Genomic DNA, 25,595 nt, shown 5'->3' on the forward strand with positions numbered 1-25,595 from the left:
TCTTTAAGGGCGAGCTATGACTAAAAAAACGCCCAATGTTATAACAGCCGGGAAAGTGATTATCGGCTTCTTTTTAGCTGCTATTTTTCTGATAGGAGTAGCAGGGTTAACTTATTATACCCTGAATCGACTTTTGGCGACAATGGGGCAACTCTCCGAACCCAACCAAAAGCTCAATACACTCAATGAACTTCAGGCAGAAATTATCCAAATCACTCAAATAGAGCGATTAGGCCCTGAAGGAGATTTTAGAATCAAAGACTCCACCTTGAATTTTCTGGAGTCCAAACTGGACATTTTGGAATCATTGGCAGCTGATACCTCTGAACTAACAGAGGTTCGATTGATCCGGGCAAATTTAGTTTCTTTGATTCAGGGGTATGAAAACCTATACGAAGTAAAAAGTAATCTAGCTAATAGGAATTTTTCAAGAGAGGCACTCAAAAAAGTAGAGATCGGCATCAGAAGAAGAGCGGAGATTTTGGAAAATCAACCTCTCCAACAATTAAACCCTAGAGATGCCATTATCAATGAGTTGAGGCAGACCTCCTCAGTGGCGCCTATCAGTGCGGGAAAAAATAGTGTGGGTAAGATCAATCCTACCTCTCCACAGATCGCCAAATCGCCGGAAATTGATAAACTATTAGGGTTCATTAATCAGAATTCGAAGGGAAGTGCTGCTCCAGGTTCCAGTACTTTGGATAGTATTTTATACAACATCCGAGCGGTGATCAATCAGATTTACCGGGAAGAAAGTAGGCAAAGACAGAACTTGGCACAGATGGAAACTGATCTTTCTATCAAGCAAAGTGAAGTGATTTCCACTATTCAGGGACTGTTGGGAGTTTTGCAAAAAAGAATTTTAGAAGAGTCTGAGGAAAAAAACAGTGAAGCCTACAGTTTAGCCTACGATGTGACATTTTTCTTAATAGTGATCGTGGTTCTGGCCGTAATTGGTAGTGGCTTTATGGTATACTCTATCTTGAAAGAGATAAAAATCAATCGTCAATATCAAGAAAACCTAGAAGCGTCCAGGCAAAAATCTGAACAACTTGCGAGATCTAAACAGGAGTTTTTGGCCAATATGAGTCATGAAATCCGCAATCCGCTTCATGTAATCCAGGGGTATAGATCGGTTTTGGAGAAGGGTCAATTGGATGAGAGGCAAAAATCACAATTGAAAATGATTGGCTTTGCTTCCGAGACCTTGATGGAAATTGTAGATGAGGTTCTGGATTTTTCAAAGCTGGAGGCAGGAAAGTTGAAACTGGAAAAAGAAGCTTTTGATCCTGAATCACTATTCTCTTCCCTTCAAGACTTTTTTGATCTTAAAGCCCAAGAGAAAAATCTGGATTTCAGATGGAGTATTCAATTGCCATCCAATCAATGGTTGCTGGGGGACCAATTGAGGTTGAAGCAGATTGCCAATAATTTATTGAGTAATGCATTTAAGTTTACTTCCAATGGCTGGATTGAAGTTCGGGTACATTGGGGAGAAGATACCCTAACTGTGGAGGTCGAGGACAGCGGCATAGGAATGAGCGAAGAAGTACTCTCGAAGGTTTTTAGAGAATTTGATCAAGCTGACACCTCCATTTCCAGAAAATATGGAGGAACAGGATTAGGATTGGCAATTGTACATAGATTGACCACTTTAATGGGGGGAAGTATAGAGGCTCAGAGCGAGGAGAATAAAGGAACCTGTATGAAGGTAATTCTTCCCATGGAAGCAGTGGAAGCTCCTCAGAATAAACCTATTTATGATCAGAAGTTTGGGTTGGATTTGACGGGTAAGAAAGTATTGCTGGTGGACGATGATCCGGTGGGTATTCAATATTTATCACAGATTCTCAGCTATTTTGGAGCTTCAACTGTCCTCTATGAAGGAGGGGCTTCATTCCGTGATAGTTTTGAAGGTTTGGATTTCGAATTGGCAATTTTGGATATTCAGATGCCTGAATTTTCTGGTTTTGATGTGATTGATATGCTAAAAAATCACGCTAGCTATAAGGGTCAGCCCGTTCTGGCAATGACGGCCAATGTCTTTGTGGAAGAGAAAGAAAAGATGTTTAAGCGTGGGTTTAGTGATATTTTGTTCAAGCCATTTCAGGAAAAAGCGTTGGTTTTGGTTTTAGGAAGACTGTTTCCTGAAGCTGTCCACGAGATTAAAAATGAGGATCAGCAAGAAAAGCCAGTCGAAACCTCCCTCTTTGATTTAAGGGACCTCAATAAATTTTGTATGGGTGATGATGCTTTGCTGAAAGATATTTTAAAAGACCTAATTCAGGAATCCAGGAAAAACTTGGAACAACTTCAGAAAGCTAGACTCAATGAGCGCTATGAGGTTATTTTGGAAATTTGCCATCAACTGGGAAGCAGATTGGGCCAAATAAAATCTGAGTCAGGGGACTTGGCTAGAAAAATTGAAAATAAATTGAAGCTTGGAAATCAGCAGGGTATAAATAATCAGTTGGTTGAACTGGAAGAGAAAATTCGGGAGCTTTTAGAAGAACTTTCCAAAGTGATCGAATCAAAAGCTCCCGTTGCTTCTTAATTCAGCCCATATTTTTCCATTTTGCTATAAAGGGTTTTTCTATCCATTTTGAGAATTCGTGCAGTTTTTGATTTATTGTATTTCGTGTCCTGCAGCACTTGCTGGATCAATTCTTTTTCCTGCTCAATCCACTGGCTTTTGTAATCTCTTGGAGAAGGTAAGTCCTGAGCCTGATTCATGGTATTACTTGGTCTATTGGAACTGAAGGCAAATTCAGGATTATTCAAATCGGCAGGCAATGCCTCTTTTTCCACCAAAAGTCCAGTAGTTAATAAGACAGCCCTTTGGATAATATTTTTAAATTCTCTCAGGTTTCCAGGCCAGTCATAGCCCAAGAAGATTTCCCAAACTTCAGAAGTAAATCCTTTGACAGATTTATTCATGCGCTGATTGCTTTCTTCCAGAAAATGCTCAGCAAAGATCTCCAAGTCTTCTTTTCTTCTTCTCAGAGGAATAGCATGAAGTGTAAACTCATTGAGTCTATGATATAAATCCTCCCGGAATTGGCCTTCTCCGGCTTGTAATAATAAGTTCTCATTAGTGGCTGCAATGATTCTGACATTGATATTGATTTCCTTATTGCCACCGATTTTTCGGATGGTTCTTTCTTGGATAGCTCTTAACAATTGAATCTGAACCTCATAGCTTAAATTACCCACTTCGTCCAGGAAAATGGTTCCTCCATGAGCAGCTTCGAAATGTCCCGTTTTATTGTCTAATGCTCCGGTAAAGGCTCCCTTTACGTGGCCGAAAAGCTCGCTTCCTGCCAAATCTTTGGGAAGAGCACCACAATCAATTGCTATAAATGGTCCGTTTCTTCTTTCCGACTGCTCATGGATTCTTCGAGATATAAATTCCTTACCAGTCCCTGTTTCCCCCAAAATCAATACGCTCAAATCTGTTGGGGCCACCAATTGGATATGCTTTTCCAGTTTCTCAGATTCTGGAGATGTTCCAGCGACATAAAAATTGGTAGAGGGTGAACTTCCAGATTTTTGATTAGGCTTGGAAGGGGAAGCTTCATCACCAATAGCTTCTGGTACTTTGGACTTACTGGACAAGGACTCATTGACAGTGGCTAGAAGTTCATCTGGATTAATTGGCTTGGTGATGTATTCAAATGCCCCAAGTTTCATAGCTTTGATCGCGATCCTGATGTCAGAATAATGTGTAATCAGAATTACTTGGGTTTGAGGAAATTCCTTTTTGGACCATTGGAGCAGTTCCATTCCGGTTCCATCAGGAAGCCTGAAATCTGCAATAATCAGATCAAATTTTCCTGAGTTTAGGATATTCTGAGCTTCCTTTACTTTGGTGGATGCTTCTACAGCAAATCCGTTTTTTTCCAAAAATGTCTTGACGATTCTGGAGTAGGTCAAATCGTCTTCTACCAATAGTATCTTCTTCATCTTTTGTATTACGTTTTCGATGATCAAATGGATTTTGCAAAAGAGGCAAGAATCCGAAAATAGTTTTATACAGAAAAGGTTTTTTGTAGTCCAACTAGTTGGCATAGCTAAAACAAAAAAAGCACCAGATAAGTATCTGATGCTTTTAAATTAATCGGGGAAAGCAACTTATCCTTTTATTTCATTCCCTTCTTGGTCATATTTCTTAGAAAGTTTGTCTTCAGTTCCATTATCGAAGACAACTTTGAATTGGTAAGTTCCTTCTGGAGTTGCCCATTGCCAAGCCTCGGAAATGGTCAGGCTGCTGACTGAAGCATCATTTGCTATTGCTGTTTTTACAGGCTCTGGCAGAGCATCTGGTTCGATTTTTACTTTAGCTTCCTGAATTTCGGTAGCTATTGGGCTGAAGTTAGTGTTTGCAACTGGTGCCGCCATTGCTACTCCAGACATTAAAACTGCGGCGATTAAAATTGACTTTTTCATAATTGTGATAGTTTAAGTGGTTATGGGATATCTCAATTGGAGAATAAAAATCCTGATCAGAGATGATTATTTCCTCGAGATAGATCTCATATGTTGGTTTGAATAATTATAAAATCGGTTTCCGGATCCGAGAGCTGAATCTATATCAGCTTGATTGTGTTAGTGCGATTCCTATGCCATGTGCCAAAAAATAGTCTCAAGGCTGTTTTTGGTTTAGATTCCACAATATTTCCTGGGGAGTTCAAGGGCAAAATGACCTAAAAACCTCTTAAAAACACCTACGAAAAAGTAAGTATTTGTTACAAGTCAAAAAGAAAAACCTGTTTTATCAAAACCGAACTTTTTTAATCCAAATTATCTTCTAAAAACCTGTAACTTTGAATTGTCAAAATAAACTCAAGCCCAGGTAATGAGCGACGCTATCAAACACGAGTGCGGCATAGCAATGATCAGGCTCCGCAAGTCTCCCCAATATTACATCGATAAATATGGGACTGCAGCCTACGCATCCAACAGGATGTATGTGCTGATGCAAAAACAGATCAACAGAGGACAAGACGGTGCCGGAGTAGCCAATGTTAAAATTGACACGCAACCAGGTACTCGATACATTTCCAGATATAGATCTGTGGAGCCCTCAGCTGTCAATTTTATTTTTGACAAAATCAACAAGAAGTATAAAAAGGCCAAAAAGATAGGAGGTCATGATGCACTTAGTGATGCAGAATGGCTGAAAGAAAATATTGCCTTTACCGGGGAAGTTTGGTTAGGCCATCTTCGATACGGAACACACGGCGAGAATTCAATTGAAACTTGCCACCCATTTTTGAAGCAAAATAACTGGAGAAGCCGAAACTTGGTAATGGCCGGTAACTTCAACATGACAAATGTGGAGGAGCTTTTCGGGAAATTGGTTCAGCTGGGACAGCATCCTAAAGAGAAGACTGATACCGTTACTGTTATGGAGAAAATCGGTCACTTTTTGGATGAGGAAAACCAGAGGATTTTCGACAAATACAAGCATCAATACTCCAATGAGCAAATCACACATGTGATTGAAAATGAATTGGATGTCGCGAGAATTCTTCGACGTTCCTGCAGGGATTTCGATGGAGGATACGCAATGGCTGGCTTAATTGGAAACGGTTCATCCTTTGTTGTACGTGATCCTTCGGGAATTCGACCTGCTTATTATTATGCAGATGATGAAGTGATCGTGGTAGCATCAGAAAAGCCTGCAATCAAATCGGCATTTGACATTGATTTCAAAGCGATCAAAGAAATTCAACCGGGTCATGCCTTGGTAATTAATAAAGACGGGTCTTACGCGGAATCAGAGGTAATGCCTGCCAGAGAGAAAAAATCCTGCTCCTTTGAGCGGATTTATTTTTCAAGAGGAACTGATCCGGATATCTATCAGGAAAGAAAGAGCTTAGGGAAAGCTTTGATTCCTCAGATTTTGAAGGCAATTGATTTTGACCTGAAAAACACCGTTTTCTCTTACATTCCCAATACCGCAGAAACTGCCTTCTTGGGTATGATTGAAGGTTTAGAGGATTATTTGGTTGCAAAAAGAAAAGAGGTCTTTTTGGAAGGGAAGCCTCATATGGGTGACCTGGAAGAATTATTGAACTTCCGTCCGAGGGTTGAGAAACTGGTTTCCAAAGATGTCAAGCTTAGAACCTTCATTACCAATGATGACGATAGGGACGTGATGGTCTCCTCAGTATATGATACTACTTATGAAGTGATCAAACCTGGAGTTGATACCTTGGTTGTGATTGATGATAGTATAGTAAGAGGTACTACTTTGGAAAAAAGTATTCTGACCACCCTTGATAAATTAAGTCCTAAGCGTATTATCATTGTTTCCTCCGCTCCTCAGATCAGATTCCCGGATTGTTATGGAATTGATATGTCAAGAATGAAGGAATTTATCGCCTTCAGAGCTGCCTTGGCATTGCTGAAAGAGAGAAAATTGGAGAATATCCTGGATGAGACATATGAGGCTTGCATCGCCAACCCTCTTGGGCCAGAGAATTTTGTGAAGCGCATCTATGAATCATTCGCAGATCAGGAAGTATCTGATAAAATCGCTGAGATCGTCACAACACCAGAAATCAAGGCGGAGGTTAAGGTGATTTACCAAACAGTAGAAAATCTACACAAGTGCACTCCAAATCATATAGGTGATTGGTACTTCACCGGAGATTATCCTACTACAGGAGGAACAAGAGTGGTGAACAGAGCTTTTGTTAATTTCATGGAAGGTAAGACAGTCAGAGCATATTAAAACAAAGAAATATTTACCTAGGCGCAGAGCTAACACTTTGCGCCTTTTGTGTTTTATATATTGAGTATTTGAAAGACTATTTAATAAAGAGAAATGGACGTAAACGTTAAACTTTTAAAACAAATCTGCGAAATCGCAGGTGCACCCGGGTTTGAAAAGCGTGTGAGGGATTTAGTGATTGAGTTGGTGACACCATTAGCTGATGAAGTCAAAGTCGATAATCTGGGCAATGTCATAGCAGTTAAAAAGGGTAAGAAAAATCCTGACGGCAAAAGAGTGATGGTGGCTGCGCACATGGATGAGATTGGTTTTATTGTTACGCATATTGATGATAATGGATTTTTGAGATTCCATACACTTGGCGGTTTTGATCCAAAAACCTTAACTGCTCAAAGGGTAATTGTACATGGAAAAAAAGACCTGATTGGTGTTATGGGAAGTAAGCCTATTCATGTGATGAGCCAGGAAGAACGAAATAAACTTCCTAAAACCACAGATTTTTTCATTGATTTGGGAATGCCAAAAGAGGAGGTGGAAAAATACATATCAGTAGGGGACCCAGTGACCAGAGACAGAGAACTCATTGAGATGGGGGACTGTGTCAATTGTAAGTCTATAGATAACCGGGTGGCTGTGTTTATCCTGATCGAAGCACTGAAAAAGTTGAAAAATCCCGCTTATGATGTGTATGCCACTTTTACAGTTCAAGAAGAGGTGGGTATCCGAGGTGCTAATGTTGCTGCTCATGGAATCAATCCTGATTTTGGAATAGCCTTAGATACTACCATTGCATTTGATGTGCCTGGAGCGCAGGCGCATGAAAAGGTTACCGAATTGGGAAAAGGAACTGCTATTAAAATTATGGATGCTATGACCATTTGTGATTATAGAATGGTTGAGTTTATGAAACAGACTGCTGATAAAGAGAAGATTACCTGGCAGCCAGAAATTTTAACAGCTGGGGGTACGGATACTGCCGGAGTACAAAGAATGGGTAAGCAAGGGGCAATTGCCGGAGCGATTTCCATTCCTACCAGACACTTGCATCAAGTGATAGAAATGGCACATAAAAAAGATATAGCCGATTCTATATCACTCTTGGTGGCCTGTTTGGAACAAATGGATAGCTACGATTGGAAACATTAAATTGAGGCCGGGAAATTTCTCCCGGCTTTTTCTTTTCCCCTCTTTCGATTATCTTATTGACATGGCTTTTTGGAATGTAATTACCCGGTGGATCGGGAAACTGGATAAAATTCAAGTTGAACCTTTTTTGGCAGTAAGTAATGGACAGGAACTTTTTGTAAAAGGAAGAGTCATCTCTGCGTATAAGCAAAGTAGGCCAAGAGCTAAAAACAATCCTCTCAAGAATATTTTAGCAACTATTAGAAGGTATTCTGTCAGCAGTATTCCCGGAGTTTGGGTTGAAGTGAAGGTAGGAGAGAAAATTGAAAGGGTCCGTACCGATGATGAGGGTGTTTTTGAATGCTTCTTACCTTTTCATGAAGAGAGAACAGTCATGATGTCTGTACAACCAGAGGACCCAGATTGGAATTGTGATGATTCAGAAATGGAGATTCAAAAAATTGAGAAAAAGCTGGGACTGATTTCAGATATTGATGATACAATCTTGATATCTCATGCTACTGCAATTGGTAAGAAGTTTTGGTTATCTGTTTCCAAAAATGCCTATACTCGAAGACCTTTTCCAGGGGTCTCTGAATTTTATCAAAAAATGGTCAGGGAAAAGGGGTATGAAATGTTTTATGTATCCAGTAGTGACTGGTCCTTATTTGATTTGATACGGGATTTTCTTCAATTTAGGAATATTCCATTAGGTCCGATTTTACTGAAAGACAAGCATATCAATTTGAAAAACATCTGGAAATCCGGTGGTGGAAGTCATCAGCATAAGTTGGAGAAAATTCATTTTCTTTTAAGATTTTTTCCTGAGATGAAATTCATTTTGATAGGAGATTCGGGACAGCATGATCCGGAAATTTATGCAGAAATTTGTCATGAATATCCTCAAAGAGTCATGGCGGTTTTTATTCGTGAAATTCACCCTAAACATTCTGAGTCTCCAGAAAGAAGGGAGATGGAAGAGGAGCTTGACTTTCATTTTATACAATCTACACAAGAGGCGATTTCATTGGCTGAGAAGCTTCAAATTATTTAAAAATGGACCAAAAGGCATTATTAATTTTTAATCCAAAATCCGGAAGTGATCCTATCAGTTTGGAAGAATTGACAGAAAGGATAGCAATGCATTTGAATCAAGCTGAATTATCAGTTTTTCAGACAACAGGTGAAAATGATGCCGACAAAATCCGGCAAGAGATCAATAAGCATAATCCAAGTTTATTGTTAGTTGCAGGAGGTGATGGAACAGTCAAGTTGGTAGCAGAATCTCTTCAAACTCAATTGCCTATCGCAATTTTACCATTAGGCTCAGCGAATGGCTTGGCCAAATGCTTGGGAATCGATTTATTGGAAGATGGCTTGGAGGCTCTACGCCAATTAAAGGTGAAAAATGTGGATGGCATTGATATCAATGGAGAGCTTTGCTTGCATTTGGCAGATTTTGGATTCAATGCCAATTTGATTGAAAAATTTGAAGAGCAGGGGACAAGGGGGATGATGGGATATATTAAAAGCTCTTTTTCCCAAATTTTTGAAACAGAGCCTTACCGCTATCTGATCAAAACCAAAGATGAAAATTGGGAGGTTTCTACGAGGATGCTTCTGATAGCCAATGGAGATAGATTTGGAACGGGCGCGATTGTCAATCCTGGAGGAAGTTTGGATGATGGAAAGTTTGAATTGATTACGCTGGATGTGGAGCGTTTAGAGCATCTTTTTGAAGTTGGTAAAAGCTTGGTATCAGGCGAAACACCAATCGGGGAATCCATGAAAATATGGAAGTTGGACTCCTGTAAAATCGAAAATTTGGACCAAGTTAATTTTCAAATTGATGGAGAGTTAAAAGGTCAGCCAGAAGAGATAACGGTGCATATTCAAGCAGCTCGATTTCAATTTGTAGTGAAATAAACTTACTGTTCGGTTTTTGGAATAATAAAAAAATGCTCCCGGAATTTAATGTTTCCGGGAGCATTTACATTTACTATCTGATCAGAATCAATCAGCCTAATTTTTCTAGACTTTCTTCCAAAGCTTTGATTTTTGCCTCAGCATCAGCCTGTTTTTTCTTTTCATTTTCCACGACTTGGGCAGGTGCGCCGGCTACAAAACGCTCATTGCTCAGCTTCTTCATCACCGAATTCAAAAATCCTTTGGTGTATTCCAATTCTTTTTGGATAGCGGCTTTTTCCTCTTCCACATCAATGCTGTCACCCATAGGAACAAAGCACTCATCTGCCTTCACCACAAAACTCATGGCATTTTCCACTTTGGATGCGAAGTTAAGCGAAGATAGATTAGCTAACTTTTCTAATACAGCCTGAAATCTGGTATAAAGTTCAGGTCTTTGTGTATTAATACTCAGGTCCAACGCTTCTTTTGGAGACATGCCTTTGGAGGCTCTTAAATTTCTGATTTGGGAAACTACCTCAAAAACTTGTGCAGCTTCCTCTGTAATTTTGGGATCGAAGGATTTTACCTCTGGCCATTCTGCAAGTATCAAAGAATCTTCCACACTTCTTTCTTCGATTTGATGCCATATTTCTTCTGATATAAATGGCATGAAAGGATGAAGTATTTTTAAGATATCTTCAAATAATTCTATGGTCTTATTGTAGGTAGCCTGATCGATTGGCTTTTGATATTCCGGTTTGATCATCTCCAGATACCAAGAGCAGAAGTCTCCCCAAACCAATTTGTAGGTTGTCATCAAGGCATCTGAAATTCTGAATTTCTCAAAATGGTCATTGATTTCGGCTAAAGCCTGATTAAATCGGTTCTCAAACCATTCTATGGAGGAGGAATTCGCTGAACCATCCAATTTGGGGTCGATTTCCCATCCTTTAACCAACCTGAAGGCATTCCAGATTTTGTTGGCAAAGTTTCTTCCCTGCTCCACCAACTTGTCATCGTAAGGCAAATCATTGCCTGCTGGAGAAGAAAACAACATTCCTGTTCGAACTCCATCTGCACCATACTGAGCTATGAGTTCCAGAGGATCAGGAGAATTGCCTAATGATTTGGACATTTTTCTACCCAATTTATCTCTAACTATACCTGTTAGGTATACATTTTTAAATGGTTTTTCACCCAAATACTCATATCCTGCTATGATCATTCTAGCAACCCAGAAGAACAAGATCTCAGGAGCAGTGACCAAATCGTTGGTTGGATAATAATATTTAAGTTCCTCGTTCGGTTTGCCTGTAGTAAAGACATCTGTATCAAATACAGAAATAGGCCATAGCCATGAACTGAACCAGGTATCCAATACATCTTCATCTTGCTTTAAATCAGCCAAAGTGTACTTGGAGTCATATTCTTTCTGAGCAATTTCCAGTGCCTCCTCTTTGGTTTTAGCCACTACAAATTCCCCATTTGGAAGGTGAAAGGCTGGAATCTGATGTCCCCACCAAAGTTGGCGAGAAATACACCAATCCCTTACATTCTCCATCCAAACACGATACATGTTTTTGAATTTGGGAGGATGAAGCTGGATCACGTCATCCATTACTGATTTCAATGCAGGCTGAGTTATTTCCTCCATTTTCAAAAACCACTGCAAAGAAAGCTTCGGCTCAATGACCGCATCTGTTCTTTCGGAATGACCAACGTTGGATTTGTAATCCTCAACTTTTTCCAGTTGGTTGATTTCCTCCAGCATCTTCCCGATTTTCTTTCTGGCAATAAATCGATCTTCTCCTACAAGAATTTGGGCTTTTTCGTTGAGCGTGCCGTCGTCATTGAGGATGTCGATTACTTCCAGTTTATGTTTGATTCCCAATTCATAATCATTGATATCGTGAGCTGGGGTTACTTTCAGGCAGCCTGTACCAAATTCCATATCCACATATTCATCTTCGATGATAGGAATAGCTCTATTGATTAGAGGGATGATGGCTTTTTTTCCTTTGAGATGGGTGAATCTCGGATCGTTAGGGTTGATGCAAATAGCCACATCAGCCATGATGGTTTCAGGCCGGGTAGTCGCTATAGTCAAAAATTCATTCGCACTCCCTTCAATTTGGTATTTGATATAGTAAAGTTTGGAAGCAATCTCTTTGGTAATTACCTCATCATCCGAAAGCGCAGTCTTTCCCTTGGGGTCCCAATTAACCATTCGGACTCCTCTATATATTTTGCCTTTTCTATACAGGTCTACAAAAACAGAGATAACTGCGTCACTTAAACCTGGGTCCATGGTGAAGGCAGTTCTGTCCCAATCACAGGAAGCCCCTAGTTTTTTGAGTTGTTCTAGGATGATGCCTCCATATTTTTCTTTCCATTCCCAAGCGTACTTCAAAAACTCTTCTCTTGTTAAAGACTTTTTGTCAATACCTTTTTCTTTGAGCATGTTGACCACTTTTGCTTCTGTTGCGATGGAAGCATGGTCAGTTCCAGGAACCCAGCAGGCATTTTTTCCCTGCATACGAGCACGTCTAATCAAGACATCCTGAATGGTATTATTCAACATATGGCCCATGTGTAGCACCCCCGTCACATTGGGTGGAGGGATCACAATCGTGTAAGGCTCTTTGTTGGGATCTATTTGGGAGGAGAAAAGTTTGTGCTCCATCCAGTAGGAATACCATTTGGATTCAGCTGATGCAGGATCGTATTTGCTGGCAATCGTAGACATGAACTCTGGTGATTTTTATGAAAGGGCAAAAATAGGGGATTTTGGGGATATGGTCAGGTAAAAGCTAAGCAAATCAAACCTTGGAAATTAAAAAAAAGACCGGAGTTCAAACTCCGGTCTATTAGTGGTGTTTAATTTTTTTTAGTTTCCGCTATATTGATCCCAACTTAACTCTGCTTGAGGATGAGGAAATTGTGTAAAGATTGTGCCACCATCATATCTGGTCGGGATTTGATTCAATCTATCATATCTTCTAGCATCTATCCATCTATGACCCCATGGTTCTGCCCAAAGAGAGTATCTTCTTTGATAAAGAATTTCATCAATTAAGGCGGCTTGAGTTGTAGCGCCTGAGTAGTTTCCAATACCAGCAGCATTTCTAATGATATTAATAGCCTCAACAGCTTGATTAGTTTGGTTCAAGTTAGCATGTGCTTCAGCTTTTAACAGTATAAGCTCCTCATTTTTTATAAATGGAATAGAGGTTACATTCGATGCCCATCTGGCATCCTGGTGAGTTCCTACCAAAGCACCTGCATCCGTAGTTACCGTTACAGGGTTTGTTCTTTGGAAGAACTTATTTCTAACTCTCAGGTCACCGGGAGTGGCATCATCTAGAACCGAAGGATGCACTGCAATGATAGTATTCACTGCAGCATTTGGAACATAAAATAATGGATTGAAAATGTCTGGAGAGGCCCCATAAGGATGGGATGGTCCTGCATTTAAATCTCCAGTCAAATTCATAAATGATCCTTCTAAAGCAGTTAAAACACCTTGCCAATCTTTCCTATATGCATTTAATCTTGCTGTGATAGCTCTATTAACTTGTCTCAACCCGGAGATTGTATTATAACCATTAAAGCCTCTTGTTAGAGTATATGGGAAATTTCCTGAACCTGCAGCTGCTAAATCTTGATCTCCTTGGTCTAGAATGCCTTTGATGGCATCTAGAGCTTCGGTATAGGAAACAAAAGGTCCCGGATTAAGTGGGTCAGAAACATCAATTCTAATCCCATTTTGATAAACAAAATTTGCAGGAATCATGAATTGATATCCCTGAATAGTTTTTGCAAATCCTTTAACTGCATTTTTTGCATTTTCAGGAATTGCATTTGTATTGTTTGCGGCTGTAATCAGGACATCAGCCTGCTTGATAGCCTGGTATGGCACTGCCCAAGAACCACCCCCTGTTGTCCCAAATCCAAAATAGGACCTGTCGGGAGTTCTTCCGTTTTGGCCAAGCCAATCTGTTTGAAAGCGAGGATCTGAAGCATTGAGGTACCATATTTCCCTACCAAAGCAATTCCAGGCTTGTGAAATATTGGTTACATAGCCTCTGTGTCGTGACTCCAATCCCGTTACAAGAAATTGAATTTGCTCTCTTGAGGCATTATTTGATATAGATCCAATAGAAGGATTATTTGGGTCTTGTATATCATCTAATTGCAGTGGATTACAAGCAGTAATTAAACCTGCGACTGCAATCATTTTTGCTATATTTTTTATGTTATTCTTCATGATGGTAATAGATTAAAAATCAATCGTTAAATGAAAGAAAACTCTCCTAGGGGTAGGGTAGGGAGCGATATCCACATTGTTGGCTACAGCCTGAGCTCCAAAGGTTGAAGTTTCTGGGTCATATCCTTCGTACTTGGTAAATAGGAAAGCATTATTTACCGATCCACCTACCCTGATGTTTTGGACACTGTTGCCAAACCATTGGCTGATAGTAGAGCGAGGGATTACATAGTATAGGCCGATTTCCCTGATTTTAACAAAGCTTGCATCTTGCACCCATCTTCCAGCGTTATTGTGAGGTTCTGGTCCCCTTTGTCTTCCATTAGGAATGCCGTCATTATTGTCATCATTAAACCAACCATTTGTAGTGCCACCGCTATCGGTCAAGAATGATGTTAGGTTAATGTTATCCCCACCTTGTCTCCAATCCACTAAAAATGAGAATTCAAGACCTCGATAAATAGTCAAAGTATTGAAGAATGACATATTGAAATCCGGTTGTGAATTACCCCATATAGTAAAGCCACCTGGAACATTAGGGTCCGCTGGAGTACCTACAATTGTGGTAGGGGAGTACCCCTCTGCATATAGGAATGTTCCCAAAGCAGATCCAAATGCGCCTGCTAGATAAGTAGGGATGCCCAGACGTGTCATTTCAATTCTGTTTCTCCAGTAAAGTACCCTTGAGAACCACTTGAAATTGGCTTTTTCAATGATATTTCCAGAAAGCCCTAATTCAATTCCTTTATTTTGAAGTTCTGCCTCGTTGCTAGGGGTGGTCACTACTCCTGTGGAAGGCGAAAGATTCAAGTTTTGAATATTGTTTTGAGTGTTTTTAATATAATATGTAGCCTCTAGGCTTACTCTATTATTAAACATTCCCATATCGACACCGAATTCAAGTTCAGTTGCAGTTTCAGGAAGTATTTGGGTGTTGCCTATTTGAGTTGATACAACAGATCCTAGAAGTCCCCCAATATTAGTTCCGTTCAATGGAGTGAAAGTGGCACCAAAGGCAACAGGTCCGGCTGTTTCACCATAAGCAATTCTTGGCTTCAACAAATTGATTTTGGAGATATTCCAGAAATCAAAATTGGCCACATTGATTGCTAAGGAAGCCTTCGGGAAAGCATATACTTGGTTAGGATTCCCATTTAGTGTGGATTTATCCCATCTTACTCCGACGGTGCCAATGATTTTGTCCTCAAAATTGGCTTCTTGTTGAAGGAAAACTCCCGCTTCCTGTACCCTTTGATCAAATTCTTGATTGATTTCCTGGATTGCTGCTTGTCTCAAATTTGTTTGTCCAGGAACTAATCCTCTTCCTCTATTGAATAGTGAGTTTTCCTGAAAATCTAATCTCACTAATCCTGTTTGAGAGTTCATATTGACTCTGCCCAAGTTCCAATTATATACCAATGCAGCCTGGAAGTTTGTATTAAAGCTTTCTTGCTTACCCTTCAATATATCACCTGGGTTTGCCTGAGCCCTCTGGAACTGCAAAAATTCTGGTAAATAAATGAAAGTTGAATTTTGCAAGTAATCCAAACCACCTGCGACTTGTGCCTTTAAAAAGCTATTATCAGTTTTTAACAGATCAATATCTAAAGTAAAGGCTTGAATAAATCGGTTAACCATAGAGTTGTTGACCCCATGATCAGTCACAGCTACAGGGTTGTCAGAGAAGTAAGGATTGACAGGATAAGTGCCATCATCATTTCTTCTTAAATCAAAATAATTTGGAACATAAGCAATGCTATAGCCTATACTTGCTCCGGTATTATTTTGGTTTCCTGTAAAGCCTCTATCTGTATTAGATCGGATATAATTTGAAGAAACTCCCAGTTTTATTTTATTGGAGATTTTATGATCAATATTGGCTCTTATAGAGTACCTCTGAAAACCGGTGTTTCTTACAGTACCTTCTTCATCCACAATATTTCCAGACACAAAAAACTTGGTCTTTTCACTGCCTCCAGAAATATTGATTCTCGTATTTAATAAAGTTGCTTGATTATTATAAAAGAAGTCTTCATAATCTACAAAATTACCGGATGCTTGAGCATCTCGGAATCTTTGTAGCTCTAGTGGTCTTCGTGATTCGGGGAAAAAGAAATTGATTTTTTCTTCGCTCCAATCATCCACTCCCAATAGTCTCAACGGCTCAGCAAATCCCACATCCTGAGAAAGTGAAACAGTGGTTCTTCCTTCAGCACCTCTTTTGGTGGTGATGATTATTACCCCTGCATTTGCGCGAGTTCCGTAGATAGCAGCAGCTGATGGCCCCTTTAGCACTTCAATTGTTTCAATGTCTGCTGGATTCAAATCCGCTAACCTGTTCGAGCCATCATCTTGATTGCTTGCACCAGCTCCAGACACAGTTGCTCTCCCTGTTCTTTGACTCGCGTTGTTGATATAAACTCCATCTACAATGATTAAAGGTTGGGACGCCCCAGAAAGACTTGATATACCTCTAAGCTGAATTGATAAACCACCCCCTGGCGCACCGCCATTCGATCTGATAGTTGCGCCGGCTACCTTACCGTACAATGCACCATCAGTTGTTTGAATGGTCGTAGTCCCTGTCAAGTCTCGGGATGAAACCGTCGAAACTGCATTCGCCAGATTACTCCTTTTAACAGAAGATGCAAGTCCAGTAACGACTACTTCTTCCAAGTTGGTAGCATCTTGTTTCAATCTGATGGTAAGACTTGCCATGTTAGGGTTAACACTGATTTCTTGACTTAAGTAGCCAATCGAGGAGACTACCAACCTGGCATCCTGACTTGTCGGCACATTGAGAGAAAAATTCCCGTCCAAATCAGTAATTGCACCGCTTGTTGTTCCCTTGATTAGCACATTTGCTCCAATTAAGGGTTCTTCCGTCCTGTCATCAATGACAGTCCCTGAAATCGTATACTGAGCATTTGCCCATCCCACTGGCCCCCATAGGAAAAGTAGGATCATTAAAAGTTTGTAAGATTTAAACATATGGTTGATTTTTAATTAATGAAATATCATTAATTTTTAAGTTAAATCAATCCCTGTATTCGTAAAAGTTTAAAAATTATTACAGAAGGATATAATCATATATAAATTGTAAATATTTTATTTATTACTTGAATAATTCTAATAAAATAAGGAACCGATTAAGGTTCCTTTAGTTTTTTCTTGAAAAGTTGGGTTTATCTTATCATCGGCAATACTATTCTGCTTGGATAAACTCCGCCGTGATGGATTGAGTTAGTGGCAACGAGTCCTTCACTTTCATCATAATTATTACCTCCTGTATTTAGGTTTCTGTCGAATCTAGGGAAGTTGGAGCTACTCACTTCAATTCTGATTCTATGGCCTTTTTCAAAATAATTGGAGGTGCTCATTGGAGTCATTTTGATTTCGTAAACCTTTCCTTTTTCCATCATGACTTCCTTGTCATAGCCTTCTCTATATCTTACCCGCTGAATTGTTTCATCCAGATTATAAGCTTTTCCGTCCGGATACACATCGATTAATTTGATGGTAACATCTGTATCTTTTACATCAGAAGATAAGTAAAGGAAGCTCTCGATAAAGCCGGAGATTTCTACACCCTCTGCCAATGGTTCTGAGGTATATACCAAAATATCATCTCTCAATTCCATTTCGGATTGATCGAAGGAACCACCTTGAACAGCATTTCCGGTGCAGCAAACATTTCCCCCGTAGGAATTCACTGGGTTCATAGGGTCATATTGAAAGGTGTCTTTATTTTCGGTTTTGGGAAGCTTTGCTAACAATAAACCGTCTCCATTTCTAGTATTGGCACTCCCTTTAGAGTCTAAATAATAGGTGGTCATTTTTGCATTTGCAGGAGGCCACACCTCCGAAGTCTGCCACTTGTTTGAACCCATGGTGTAATAAGTCACTTTTGGCATGGAATCAATCTTGCCTTTGTCTTCATTTTTCAGCCATAGATCAAACCAGGCTGTGATTATTTCATCATAATTCAATCGAGCATCACCCACACTTCTTTCACCAACTACCGTGTTTTCTGTAGCTCTTGTATAGGCGCAATGCAGTACCGGAGCAATGATTAAGTATTGGTTATCTCTGGCTTTTTGGGAAACAGCATTTTTTCTAACATGATTGTATAATGCCAAGTTGGGGCTGGTAGAGACATCATACCAGGATACAAACCAGAAACTCGGTTTGTCAAACGGCATATCGTCATGATATAACCCGCCTTGATACCACCTAGCATCATTGGGCTTTCGGGTGATCATTTCTTCATAAATCCCATTTGGACCATTAACATTATTAATAATGTCTTGAATCGGAAGATGGGAAAGGGCTTCTTTCCAATTGACTCTTGGGTACTCAGGGGCCATATCATAAAAGCGCTGCAAGCGTAATAAATCTTCCTGAGCAATACCTTTTTGAAGCCTCGGAGCCAAAGGATCATGCTGGGTTCCATAAAGCCAAGCAGTGAAAAGCATTTGACCGGCGCCACCTCTGTACCAATTTCCCTGCTCAAAATATTCTCCTATTCTTCCAACGCCAGCCCCAAATCCTTGAGGAACCAATGCTGCATGTGCAGGGTGATTCAAGGATGCTGCTGCCATCTGCCATTCGGCGGTGGAGGAGCAGCCTAAGGTTCCGATTTTCCCATTACTCCATCCCTGCTTTGCCATCCAATCAAAAGCATCATAACTATCTGTCAAGGGTGTACCGAGTATATCCCATTCACCTTCAGAGAAAAATCTTCCTCGTTCATTCTGAACCACGTAAGCGTAGCCTTTTTTTACCCACTCCAAAGCAGACTGCATAGTTCTTTCTCTCAATTCACCATCCCCATAAGTATTGAAATTGTAGGGTGTTCTTGAAAAAATGATGGGTACCTTGTAATCTACCTTTGGACGATAAATATCCGTCGCTAATCGATTTCCATCCCGCATGGGCATCATTACCTTTTGATCCACTATTGCAATTTCTTCAAGCTGATCAAGGATGGATTTCTCCTGAGCAGCCAGCCTTAGAGACAGCAGGAGTAAAAGGGAAACAAAAAGAGTTTTTGTGAGGTTTTTTATCATGATAAAAGCATTTTATGCGGAATTTAAGGATAGGCTCTCATTTTTCAATAGGAAAGTGATAAATGGCAGAAGTAGGAAATTATTTCAAATTTTATTTTCTGCTCAGAGGCTTGATATGATGGATTTTATGAGCTAAGTCAAATCCTCTTCTTTATTATTCCTTTTCATTTCCTCATTAAAGAGTAAATTTGCAGTTCAAAGATTTTGTCATGAGCGATACAACGATGAATCCCCTTAGTACTTGGGTTGAGGTGCCGAAAAATTCTGATTTTACTATTTACAATCTCCCTTTTGGAGTATTTAAAAATAAAAGATTGTCTCCAAGGATTGGAATTGCAATCGGAGACAAAATAGTTGATTTGAGTGTGCTGGATCAGGAGGGTTTTTTCTCAGACATGTTCCTTCCTGAAGGTATTTTCCTCAATGAGGCGTTGAATGAGCTGATTTCATTAGGAAAAACTCAAACTAAGAAAATTAGAGAAAGAGTACAGGAACTACTACTTGCTGATAATGAGAAGCTTCGTGATCATTCGATCCGAGGAAAAGTAATGGTGAATAGAAAAGAGGCTGAAATGCTTCTTCCTGTCAAAATCGGTGATTATACAGATTTTTATAGCTCCAAGGAGCATGCAACCAATGTGGGTAAAATGTTCCGGGACCCTGAGAATGCCCTGTTGCCCAACTGGAAGCATTTGCCTGTAGGATACCATGGAAGGGCTTCTTCCATTATTCCTTCCGGAGTGCCTATCATCAGACCCAAAGGACAGTTCAAAGACCCAGACATGGATGTGCCAGGCTTTGGGCCATCCAGAAGATTGGACTTCGAATTAGAATTAGCTTTTATCACAGGGAAACCTACCAAACTCGGGGATTCTATCAGCACTGAAGAAGCCGAGGATTACATATTTGGATTTGTCCTATTTAATGATTGGTCTGCAAGAGATATTCAGGCATGGGAATACGTTCCTTTGGGACCCTTTTTAGGGAAAAGTTTTGCCTCTTCCATATCTCCTTGGGTAGTTACATTAGAAGCATTGGAGCATTTTAGAACAGCTGGTCCAAAACAAGAGCCTGAGGTTTTACCTTATTTGCAGTGCACCAGTAATCACAGTTTTGATTTGCAATTGGAAGCGTATATTCAGCCTGAAAATGTAAAGCAGGCTACTAAGGTTTGTACTTCCAATTTCAAATATATGTATTGGAATGTAGCTCAGCAGTTAGCCCATCATACTGTAAATGGATGTAATATCAATGTTGGAGATATGATGGCGTCTGGAACGATTTCAGGCCCCACAGAGGATTCATTTGGTTCTATGTTGGAGTTGAGCTGGAAAGGAACCAAGCCTGTGAAATTAGATTCCGGCGAGGAGAGAAAATTCATAGAAGACGGGGATACCGTTATCATGAAGGGCTTTGCTGAAAAAGATGGAATCCGTGTTGGCTTCGGTGAAGTTAGAGCCAGCGTATTGCCTGCGAAATAGTTTTGATTGATGTAAATAAATAAGGGGAGCAGATTTCGATTTGCTCCCCTTTTTACTTTTAGTTTTTGCTGTAATGTTTTTTCATTCCTTCGAAATCATAATCCGGATCTTCCCCGGCATCTTTCTTTTTCTTATAATCTTTCAAGGCTTCCAAAGCAGGTTTTCTCAATAGTAGAATAGCAATAATATTCAACCATGCCATTAATCCTACACCGATATCTCCAAATGTCCAAGCTACTTGCGCCGTACGTATAGCGCCATAAAAAGTAGCGATAATGATTAATATTCTCAAAACATGAATTGGCCATTTTTGAGTATCATTCTTTTGCAGATAGCTCAAATTCGTCTCAGCGATATAGTAATAGGCCATGATGGTAGTAAAGGAGAAAAACATCAAAGCAACCGCTACGAAACCTGCTCCAATGGTGGGGAAGTGAACAGCAATCGCATTTTGGGTAAACTCAGGTCCTATCGCAATCCCGGGAAGGTTTTCTACCAAGAAGCCTCCATCAGGGTGCAGTACATTAAACTGACCGGTAAATAAGATCATACAGGCTGTTGCAGTACAAACAAATAAAGTATCAATGTAAACCGAAAAGGCTTGTACCAAACCTTGCTTTGCCGGATGACTAACTTCCGCAGCCGAAGCAGCGTGGGGTGCAGTACCTTGACCTGCTTCGTTTGAATAAATTCCTCTTTTTACTCCCCAAGCAATTGCCGAACCAAAAACTGCTGAATAAGCTGCTTCTTGGTTAAAAGCAGAGCTTACGATCAATTTCAGAACGGTTGGAACTTCAGTGATATTGATTCCAATGATTATAATTGCCAACAATACGTAGCCCATTGCCATGAAAGGAACAAGAATTTCAGCAACCTTACCGATTCTTTTGATACCCCCGAAAATTACCATAGCAAGAAATAGGCAAACAACTCCTCCTGTATATTCAACAGGAACATCAAAGGCATTATTGACGCTAAGTGCAATACTATTACTCTGAACTCCTGGTAGCAAAAATGACATACTGATAATAGTCACGAAGGCGAATAACATGGCGTACCACTTGATGCCAAGTCCCTTTTCTATATAGTAAGCAGGTCCACCTCTGTATTCACCGCCTTTAACTTCCTTGAAAATCTGCCCTAATGTGGCCTCGATGTAAGCTGATGCAGAACCTAAAAATGCGATAATCCACATCCAAAATATTGCTCCTGGTCCTCCAAGCCCAATGGCTGTGGCAACCCCTGCAATGTTTCCCGTACCAATTCTACCGGAAAGAGCTAGCGCAAAGGCCTGGAAGGAGGAAACGCCTTTTTTGGAGGATTTTCCAGAGAAAAGCAAATGAATCATTTCCCTGAAATATCTGATTTGTACAAAACCTGTTCTCACAGAAAAGTAAATACCTGCTCCCAGACAGAGAACAATGAGTGCATTACTCCAGATTAGATCATTTAAGGTGTATATAATTTGTTCCATTGATGGTTTTTTGGTGAAAATAAAGTCTAAGAATGACCAGCCAGAAAGGCTTGATTCAAATCCATAAAAGCCAAAGATAAGGCCTTTGGCATAGGATGCCCATTAATTTCAGATAAACGGGAAATCGAATTAGATTCAAGAAAGTAATTTACTTCCAAAATGATAGCTTAAAGATTATTGGAAATGAGATGCTTAGATCTCACAATTACTCCTCTATAATTAACCCAAGACTGGAGGAATCGTTTGGATAAATTGAATTTTACAGGAATTGCCATTGGAGTTCTTAGGATATTTCTTTCATGTATCTGCAATAAGAAAAGTCAATTCGGGAAACAAAGAGCTGAATTTCCGTTTATATACTTAAGAGTAAATTATTTATTTTAATCTAGCTGCTACTCCGGATCAATTTTGGATCAAGAAATCCTCTCATTGAAGTTTACTACTCAGTTTAACTTCTAATAAGTTCGGGAACAGTAGCGGTCTATTTAATCATCATTTTATGGCACACATTGTTAAGATTTTAGATTTATTATCCCTCACCCATGATGTCAAACAGTTTAAAGTTGAGAAACCCGAGGGTTATTCATTCATTCCTGGTCAAGCCACTGAGGTAGCAATTAACAAGGAGGGATGGAAACAAGAAAAAAGACCCTTCACTTTTACCTCTTTACCTGAGGATGATCATCTTGAATTTGTAATCAAATCATACAGAGACCACGATGGAGTAACCAATCATCTGGATGGAGTTATCCCCGGGGATGAGTTGATTATTGATGATTCATGGGGTGCAATTCAATACAAAGGAAAAGGAGTTTTCATTGCTGGAGGAGCTGGAGTCACTCCTTTCATCGCCATTTTGAAGCATTTGAAAAGTAAGGGGGAGTTGGAAGGAAACAAGCTCTTTTTTGCAAACAAAACCAGAAAGGATGTGATTTTGGAAAGCTATTTTCATGAAATATTAGGAGAGGACTTTGTTTCCATTTTGGATAAAGAAAAACTTGATGGACATGAACATGGGAGAATTGATATGGAGTTTTTGAAAAAGCATTTAGTGGATTTTTCTCAGGAATTTTATGTCTGCGGACCACCTCCCATGATTGAGTCTGTCAGCACAAATTTGAAGCAATTGGGTGCAAATCCGGAGGGAATTACTTTTGAAGAGTAGAAAAAGGAAGTATTCAAAAAAAACGCCAACTCGAAAAAGTTGGCGTTTTTTTATGGTTTTTAGAAATTATTGAAAACCTATTTCTTTCAATCCGCTGTGGCTAATTTTGATAGCTTCCATTGGATCCAAACCAAAGGTTTGATCTTGTTCCACTAGGTAATAAACCATGCCGGACTTTTCTTTTTGTGCTAATATTTTTCCGAAGTCAATTGATCCAGTTCCAACTGGCGCAAACTGTCCTTCTGCGTTCATGTCCTTTACATGCCAAGCCTTGAAACGGCCTGGATATTTTTCAAAATACGCCAAAGGATCTGCTCCGGCTTTCGTAACCCAGAAAAGGTCCATTTGATAATTGACATGTGCTGGATCCGTATTTTCCAAAATGTAGTCAGTGAGGATAGTGCCATCTGCCATAGGCTTAAACTCAAAGTCGTGATTGTGGTATAAAAGTTTTAAGCCTGCATTAGAGCATTTTTCGCCGATAGTTTTCAAGATGGATACCAACTCTTCTTTAGTGCCCTTCATTCCCATTCCTTCAGGACCAAAGGTGAACATACCCATAGGTGGAACAGGGATGACGAAATACTCGAATCCTGCTGCTTTACTTGCGGCTATTTGTTCATCAGCATTTTCTAAAGTAACTCCGCCCATGTGTGTACTTTTTGGGGTTAGGCCTAAAGATTCTACATAAGCTTTAAAATCTGCTGGGTCCATTCCATAGAATTTGCCATCAGCATATCCAGCTGCCTCGATATATGCATATCCTGCATCAGCTACAGCCTGAAGTGTGGCCTTGGGATCACTGGCCATCGAGTCACGGACCGTGTAAAGTGCTAAACCTCCAAATCTTTCTGTTTCGCTCGTGTTTTCTTCACTCATTTCAGTGCTTTCTTCATTGCTATTTGATCCACAGGAAATTACTCCTATACTCAATAGGATAAGCATTGCCATGTGGAAAATGGATTGTTTTTTCATCTGTTTTTTTGTTAAAAGGTTAGAGCTTTTCTTTGGGTTTTGAAACTGTTAAGATACCTATTTGAGTTAAATTCTAAATCATTCCCTGAAATCAATTCCTTGAATGGCTTAAATGCGGATTATTCAAAGCCGAACACCAAAGGAAATAAGAAGACTACGATAAAGGCCCAAACCACATAGATGGGAAGGTACTGGACTATTGCTATTCCTACTTTTTGAAGCGTAGTTTTTCTATTGACTGATTGAAATAGGAGGGCTGTGACCCACATAAGATGCCCGAGTATCAAAATATTTCCACCTAAAACTGCGGTTCGGTTGGGAGTAAATCCCCATTCTGAAATTCTGAAAATAATGGCAGAAAGAGCAATTCCGTTCACTAGAATAGTGGCTATAGCCAGTAAGAATAAGATCCAGGTAGTCCAATTTCTTTCTTTTTGATGAAAATGTTCGGCAACAGAAAAGAAAATCAAAGCCATCACACCAATGAGGAGCAAGTTGAATGTCAATAGAAATTCCCTGTCGTTATAAGGGTCTTTTCCTGAAATTAGAATTGCGCTTAAATAGGCTATTAACATCAATAAAACCAATGGACTAAATAGCTTCGCAACGATAGGGGAGACCTTATCTACTAATTGAGGATTATTTTTATTGATCAAAGTAGCCAAAAGTGGAATGGCCGGTAAGCCAAAAACAGCGATGTATTCGAAGTAAAATTTTTCAATGCTGATACCAATCAAGCTGAATAGGCCTAAAGTCATTCCAGTCATCAGCATTCCCGCTATTCCCAATAATACACTAAGAACCGCCACATCTCCATTAAATCTCAAAAAAGCCAACTTTTGGAGGTTAGGATGAAGGCTGTTTCCGGTAAAAGCATAGCCTAACATTCCCCATAAAATAAAAGGAAGATGTAAACAGGCTAAAATTAAAGTATCGCTGGAATTCGAATTTGGAAGGAAGTTGATGTAAACAGCTAATAGCACTGAAATGGAAATAAGAATCCCTTTGCTTGCATTGCTCATTTCGTTCTTCCAAACAAAGAAAGCAGTCAGGAAGGGAAAAATGATAAAGCCAATATTTCTTGGGAAAAAAAAGTCTTCAGAGATATTGAAAAGAGCGGGGAATTTTGCGATCAATCCGGCCAAGAGTATACAAATCATGATAAATTTGATTTCATCTTTGCTTCCCCAGGAAATGGATTCTGTTTCATAATTCAATCGCTGGTTCCAAAACTCTCCCAGTTCTGTTTGTAAATTTTTGGGATACAATTCATTGAAATCTCGTTTGAATTGGGATTTGTTGGCCCGGTACAGTTTTTCAAGTTCCAAGGCGTTTTGACTGTTTTTTAGAATTTGTTCTTTCATAGTGAATTGAGGTAAGGGGTAGAGAAGT

The 25,595-nt window shown here is 39.7% G+C and carries 16 protein-coding genes; 7 read left to right on the plus strand and 9 right to left on the minus strand.

The features are described 5' to 3' along the window. Positions 1–16: 16 nt before the first annotated feature. The gene (locus tag GYM62_RS02890) at positions 17–2,554 is read left to right on the plus strand and encodes an ATP-binding protein (RefSeq protein ID WP_219958221.1); all 2,538 of its coding nucleotides are present in this window, start codon (positions 17–19) and stop codon (positions 2,552–2,554) included. On the opposite strand, the gene GYM62_RS02895 is transcribed toward GYM62_RS02890, so the two are convergent. Both GYM62_RS02895 and GYM62_RS02900 read right to left on the minus strand, forming a co-directional pair. Next, positions 2,551–3,963 (minus strand): sigma-54 dependent transcriptional regulator, encoded by a 1,413-nt coding sequence (locus tag GYM62_RS02895; protein ID WP_219958222.1) that lies wholly within the window; start codon positions 3,961–3,963, stop codon positions 2,551–2,553. The genes GYM62_RS02890 and GYM62_RS02895 overlap by 4 nt on opposite strands. A gap of 168 nt (positions 3,964–4,131) precedes the next feature. After that, positions 4,132–4,446, minus strand: a complete 315-nt coding sequence (locus tag GYM62_RS02900; RefSeq protein ID WP_219958223.1) for a hypothetical protein — start codon at positions 4,444–4,446, stop codon at positions 4,132–4,134. A gap of 409 nt (positions 4,447–4,855) precedes the next feature. Between GYM62_RS02900 and GYM62_RS02905 the strand changes: the two genes are divergently transcribed. The 4 genes from GYM62_RS02905 (at position 4,856) to GYM62_RS02920 (ending at position 9,790) form a co-directional block, all read left to right on the plus strand. Then, a complete protein-coding gene (locus GYM62_RS02905; protein ID WP_219958224.1) occupies positions 4,856–6,739 on the plus strand; it encodes an amidophosphoribosyltransferase in 1,884 nt (627 codons plus the stop codon). A gap of 93 nt (positions 6,740–6,832) precedes the next feature. After that, entirely contained in the window at positions 6,833–7,885 is a 1,053-nt protein-coding gene (locus GYM62_RS02910; RefSeq protein WP_219958225.1) for a M42 family metallopeptidase, read from the plus strand. 61 nt (positions 7,886–7,946) lie between these two features. Continuing rightward, positions 7,947–8,918 (plus strand): App1 family protein, encoded by a 972-nt coding sequence (locus GYM62_RS02915; RefSeq protein WP_219958226.1) that lies wholly within the window; start codon positions 7,947–7,949, stop codon positions 8,916–8,918. Positions 8,919–8,920: 2 nt separating this feature from the next. Then, complete coding sequence (locus GYM62_RS02920; protein ID WP_219958227.1) at positions 8,921–9,790, plus strand: diacylglycerol kinase family protein; 870 nt, start codon at positions 8,921–8,923, stop codon at positions 9,788–9,790. Positions 9,791–9,881: 91 nt separating this feature from the next. On the opposite strand, the gene GYM62_RS02925 is transcribed toward GYM62_RS02920, so the two are convergent. From GYM62_RS02925 to GYM62_RS02940, 4 genes are all read right to left on the minus strand, one after another. Further along, the gene (locus tag GYM62_RS02925) at positions 9,882–12,518 is read right to left on the minus strand and encodes a valine--tRNA ligase (protein WP_219958228.1); all 2,637 of its coding nucleotides are present in this window, start codon (positions 12,516–12,518) and stop codon (positions 9,882–9,884) included. Between the two features lie 141 nt (positions 12,519–12,659). Further along, on the minus strand, positions 12,660–14,039 hold the full coding sequence (locus GYM62_RS02930) for a RagB/SusD family nutrient uptake outer membrane protein (protein ID WP_255590512.1): 1,380 nt from the start codon (positions 14,037–14,039) through the stop codon (positions 12,660–12,662). Positions 14,040–14,051: 12 nt separating this feature from the next. Continuing rightward, positions 14,052–17,030 carry a SusC/RagA family TonB-linked outer membrane protein gene (locus GYM62_RS02935; RefSeq protein WP_219958229.1) on the minus strand — a complete coding sequence of 993 codons (2,979 nt, stop codon included), beginning with the start codon at positions 17,028–17,030 and terminating at the stop codon, positions 14,052–14,054. 194 nt (positions 17,031–17,224) lie between these two features. Continuing rightward, positions 17,225–19,108, minus strand: a complete 1,884-nt coding sequence (locus tag GYM62_RS02940) for a CocE/NonD family hydrolase (RefSeq protein ID WP_219958230.1) — start codon at positions 19,106–19,108, stop codon at positions 17,225–17,227. Between the two features lie 209 nt (positions 19,109–19,317). On the opposite strand from GYM62_RS02940, the gene fahA reads away from it, so the two are divergent. After that, on the plus strand, positions 19,318–20,589 hold the full coding sequence (gene fahA, locus GYM62_RS02945) for a fumarylacetoacetase (RefSeq protein WP_219958231.1): 1,272 nt from the start codon (positions 19,318–19,320) through the stop codon (positions 20,587–20,589). A 58-nt stretch (positions 20,590–20,647) separates the two neighbouring features. On the opposite strand, the gene GYM62_RS02950 is transcribed toward fahA, so the two are convergent. Next, positions 20,648–22,063, minus strand: coding sequence for a sodium:alanine symporter family protein (locus tag GYM62_RS02950; protein WP_219958232.1), 1,416 nt, complete (start codon positions 22,061–22,063; stop codon positions 20,648–20,650). A gap of 499 nt (positions 22,064–22,562) precedes the next feature. On the opposite strand from GYM62_RS02950, the gene GYM62_RS02955 reads away from it, so the two are divergent. Further along, positions 22,563–23,228 (plus strand): FAD-binding oxidoreductase, encoded by a 666-nt coding sequence (locus GYM62_RS02955; RefSeq protein WP_219958233.1) that lies wholly within the window; start codon positions 22,563–22,565, stop codon positions 23,226–23,228. A gap of 66 nt (positions 23,229–23,294) precedes the next feature. On the opposite strand, the gene GYM62_RS02960 is transcribed toward GYM62_RS02955, so the two are convergent. Next, complete coding sequence (locus tag GYM62_RS02960; RefSeq protein ID WP_219958234.1) at positions 23,295–24,203, minus strand: sugar phosphate isomerase/epimerase; 909 nt, start codon at positions 24,201–24,203, stop codon at positions 23,295–23,297. Between the two features lie 119 nt (positions 24,204–24,322). After that, on the minus strand, positions 24,323–25,567 hold the full coding sequence (locus GYM62_RS02965; RefSeq protein WP_219958235.1) for a hypothetical protein: 1,245 nt from the start codon (positions 25,565–25,567) through the stop codon (positions 24,323–24,325). Positions 25,568–25,595 lie beyond the last annotated feature (28 nt).

The organism is Algoriphagus sp. NBT04N3 (genome assembly GCF_019443765.1).
Lineage (GTDB): Bacteria > Bacteroidota > Bacteroidia > Cytophagales > Cyclobacteriaceae > Algoriphagus > Algoriphagus ornithinivorans.

Bases quoted from the DNA above. Each gene is read 5' to 3' on its own strand.
- GYM62_RS02920 (WP_219958227.1), top strand. From the start codon at position 8,921: ATGGACCAAAAGGCATTATTAATTTTTAATCCAAAATCCGGAAGTGAT.
- GYM62_RS02965 (WP_219958235.1), bottom strand. From the start codon at position 25,567: ATGAAAGAACAAATTCTAAAAAACAGTCAAAACGCCTTGGAACTTGAA.
- GYM62_RS02950 (WP_219958232.1), bottom strand. From the start codon at position 22,063: ATGGAACAAATTATATACACCTTAAATGATCTAATCTGGAGTAATGCA.
- GYM62_RS02940 (WP_219958230.1), bottom strand. From the start codon at position 19,108: ATGATAAAAAACCTCACAAAAACTCTTTTTGTTTCCCTTTTACTCCTG.
- GYM62_RS02890 (WP_219958221.1), top strand. From the start codon at position 17: ATGACTAAAAAAACGCCCAATGTTATAACAGCCGGGAAAGTGATTATC.
- fahA (WP_219958231.1), top strand. From the start codon at position 19,318: ATGAGCGATACAACGATGAATCCCCTTAGTACTTGGGTTGAGGTGCCG.
- GYM62_RS02935 (WP_219958229.1), bottom strand. From the start codon at position 17,030: ATGTTTAAATCTTACAAACTTTTAATGATCCTACTTTTCCTATGGGGG.
- GYM62_RS02955 (WP_219958233.1), top strand. From the start codon at position 22,563: ATGGCACACATTGTTAAGATTTTAGATTTATTATCCCTCACCCATGAT.
- GYM62_RS02905 (WP_219958224.1), top strand. From the start codon at position 4,856: ATGAGCGACGCTATCAAACACGAGTGCGGCATAGCAATGATCAGGCTC.
- GYM62_RS02915 (WP_219958226.1), top strand. From the start codon at position 7,947: ATGGCTTTTTGGAATGTAATTACCCGGTGGATCGGGAAACTGGATAAA.
- GYM62_RS02960 (WP_219958234.1), bottom strand. From the start codon at position 24,203: ATGAAAAAACAATCCATTTTCCACATGGCAATGCTTATCCTATTGAGT.
- GYM62_RS02910 (WP_219958225.1), top strand. From the start codon at position 6,833: ATGGACGTAAACGTTAAACTTTTAAAACAAATCTGCGAAATCGCAGGT.
- GYM62_RS02895 (WP_219958222.1), bottom strand. From the start codon at position 3,963: ATGAAGAAGATACTATTGGTAGAAGACGATTTGACCTACTCCAGAATC.
- GYM62_RS02900 (WP_219958223.1), bottom strand. From the start codon at position 4,446: ATGAAAAAGTCAATTTTAATCGCCGCAGTTTTAATGTCTGGAGTAGCA.
- GYM62_RS02925 (WP_219958228.1), bottom strand. From the start codon at position 12,518: ATGTCTACGATTGCCAGCAAATACGATCCTGCATCAGCTGAATCCAAA.
- GYM62_RS02930 (WP_255590512.1), bottom strand. From the start codon at position 14,039: ATGAAGAATAACATAAAAAATATAGCAAAAATGATTGCAGTCGCAGGT.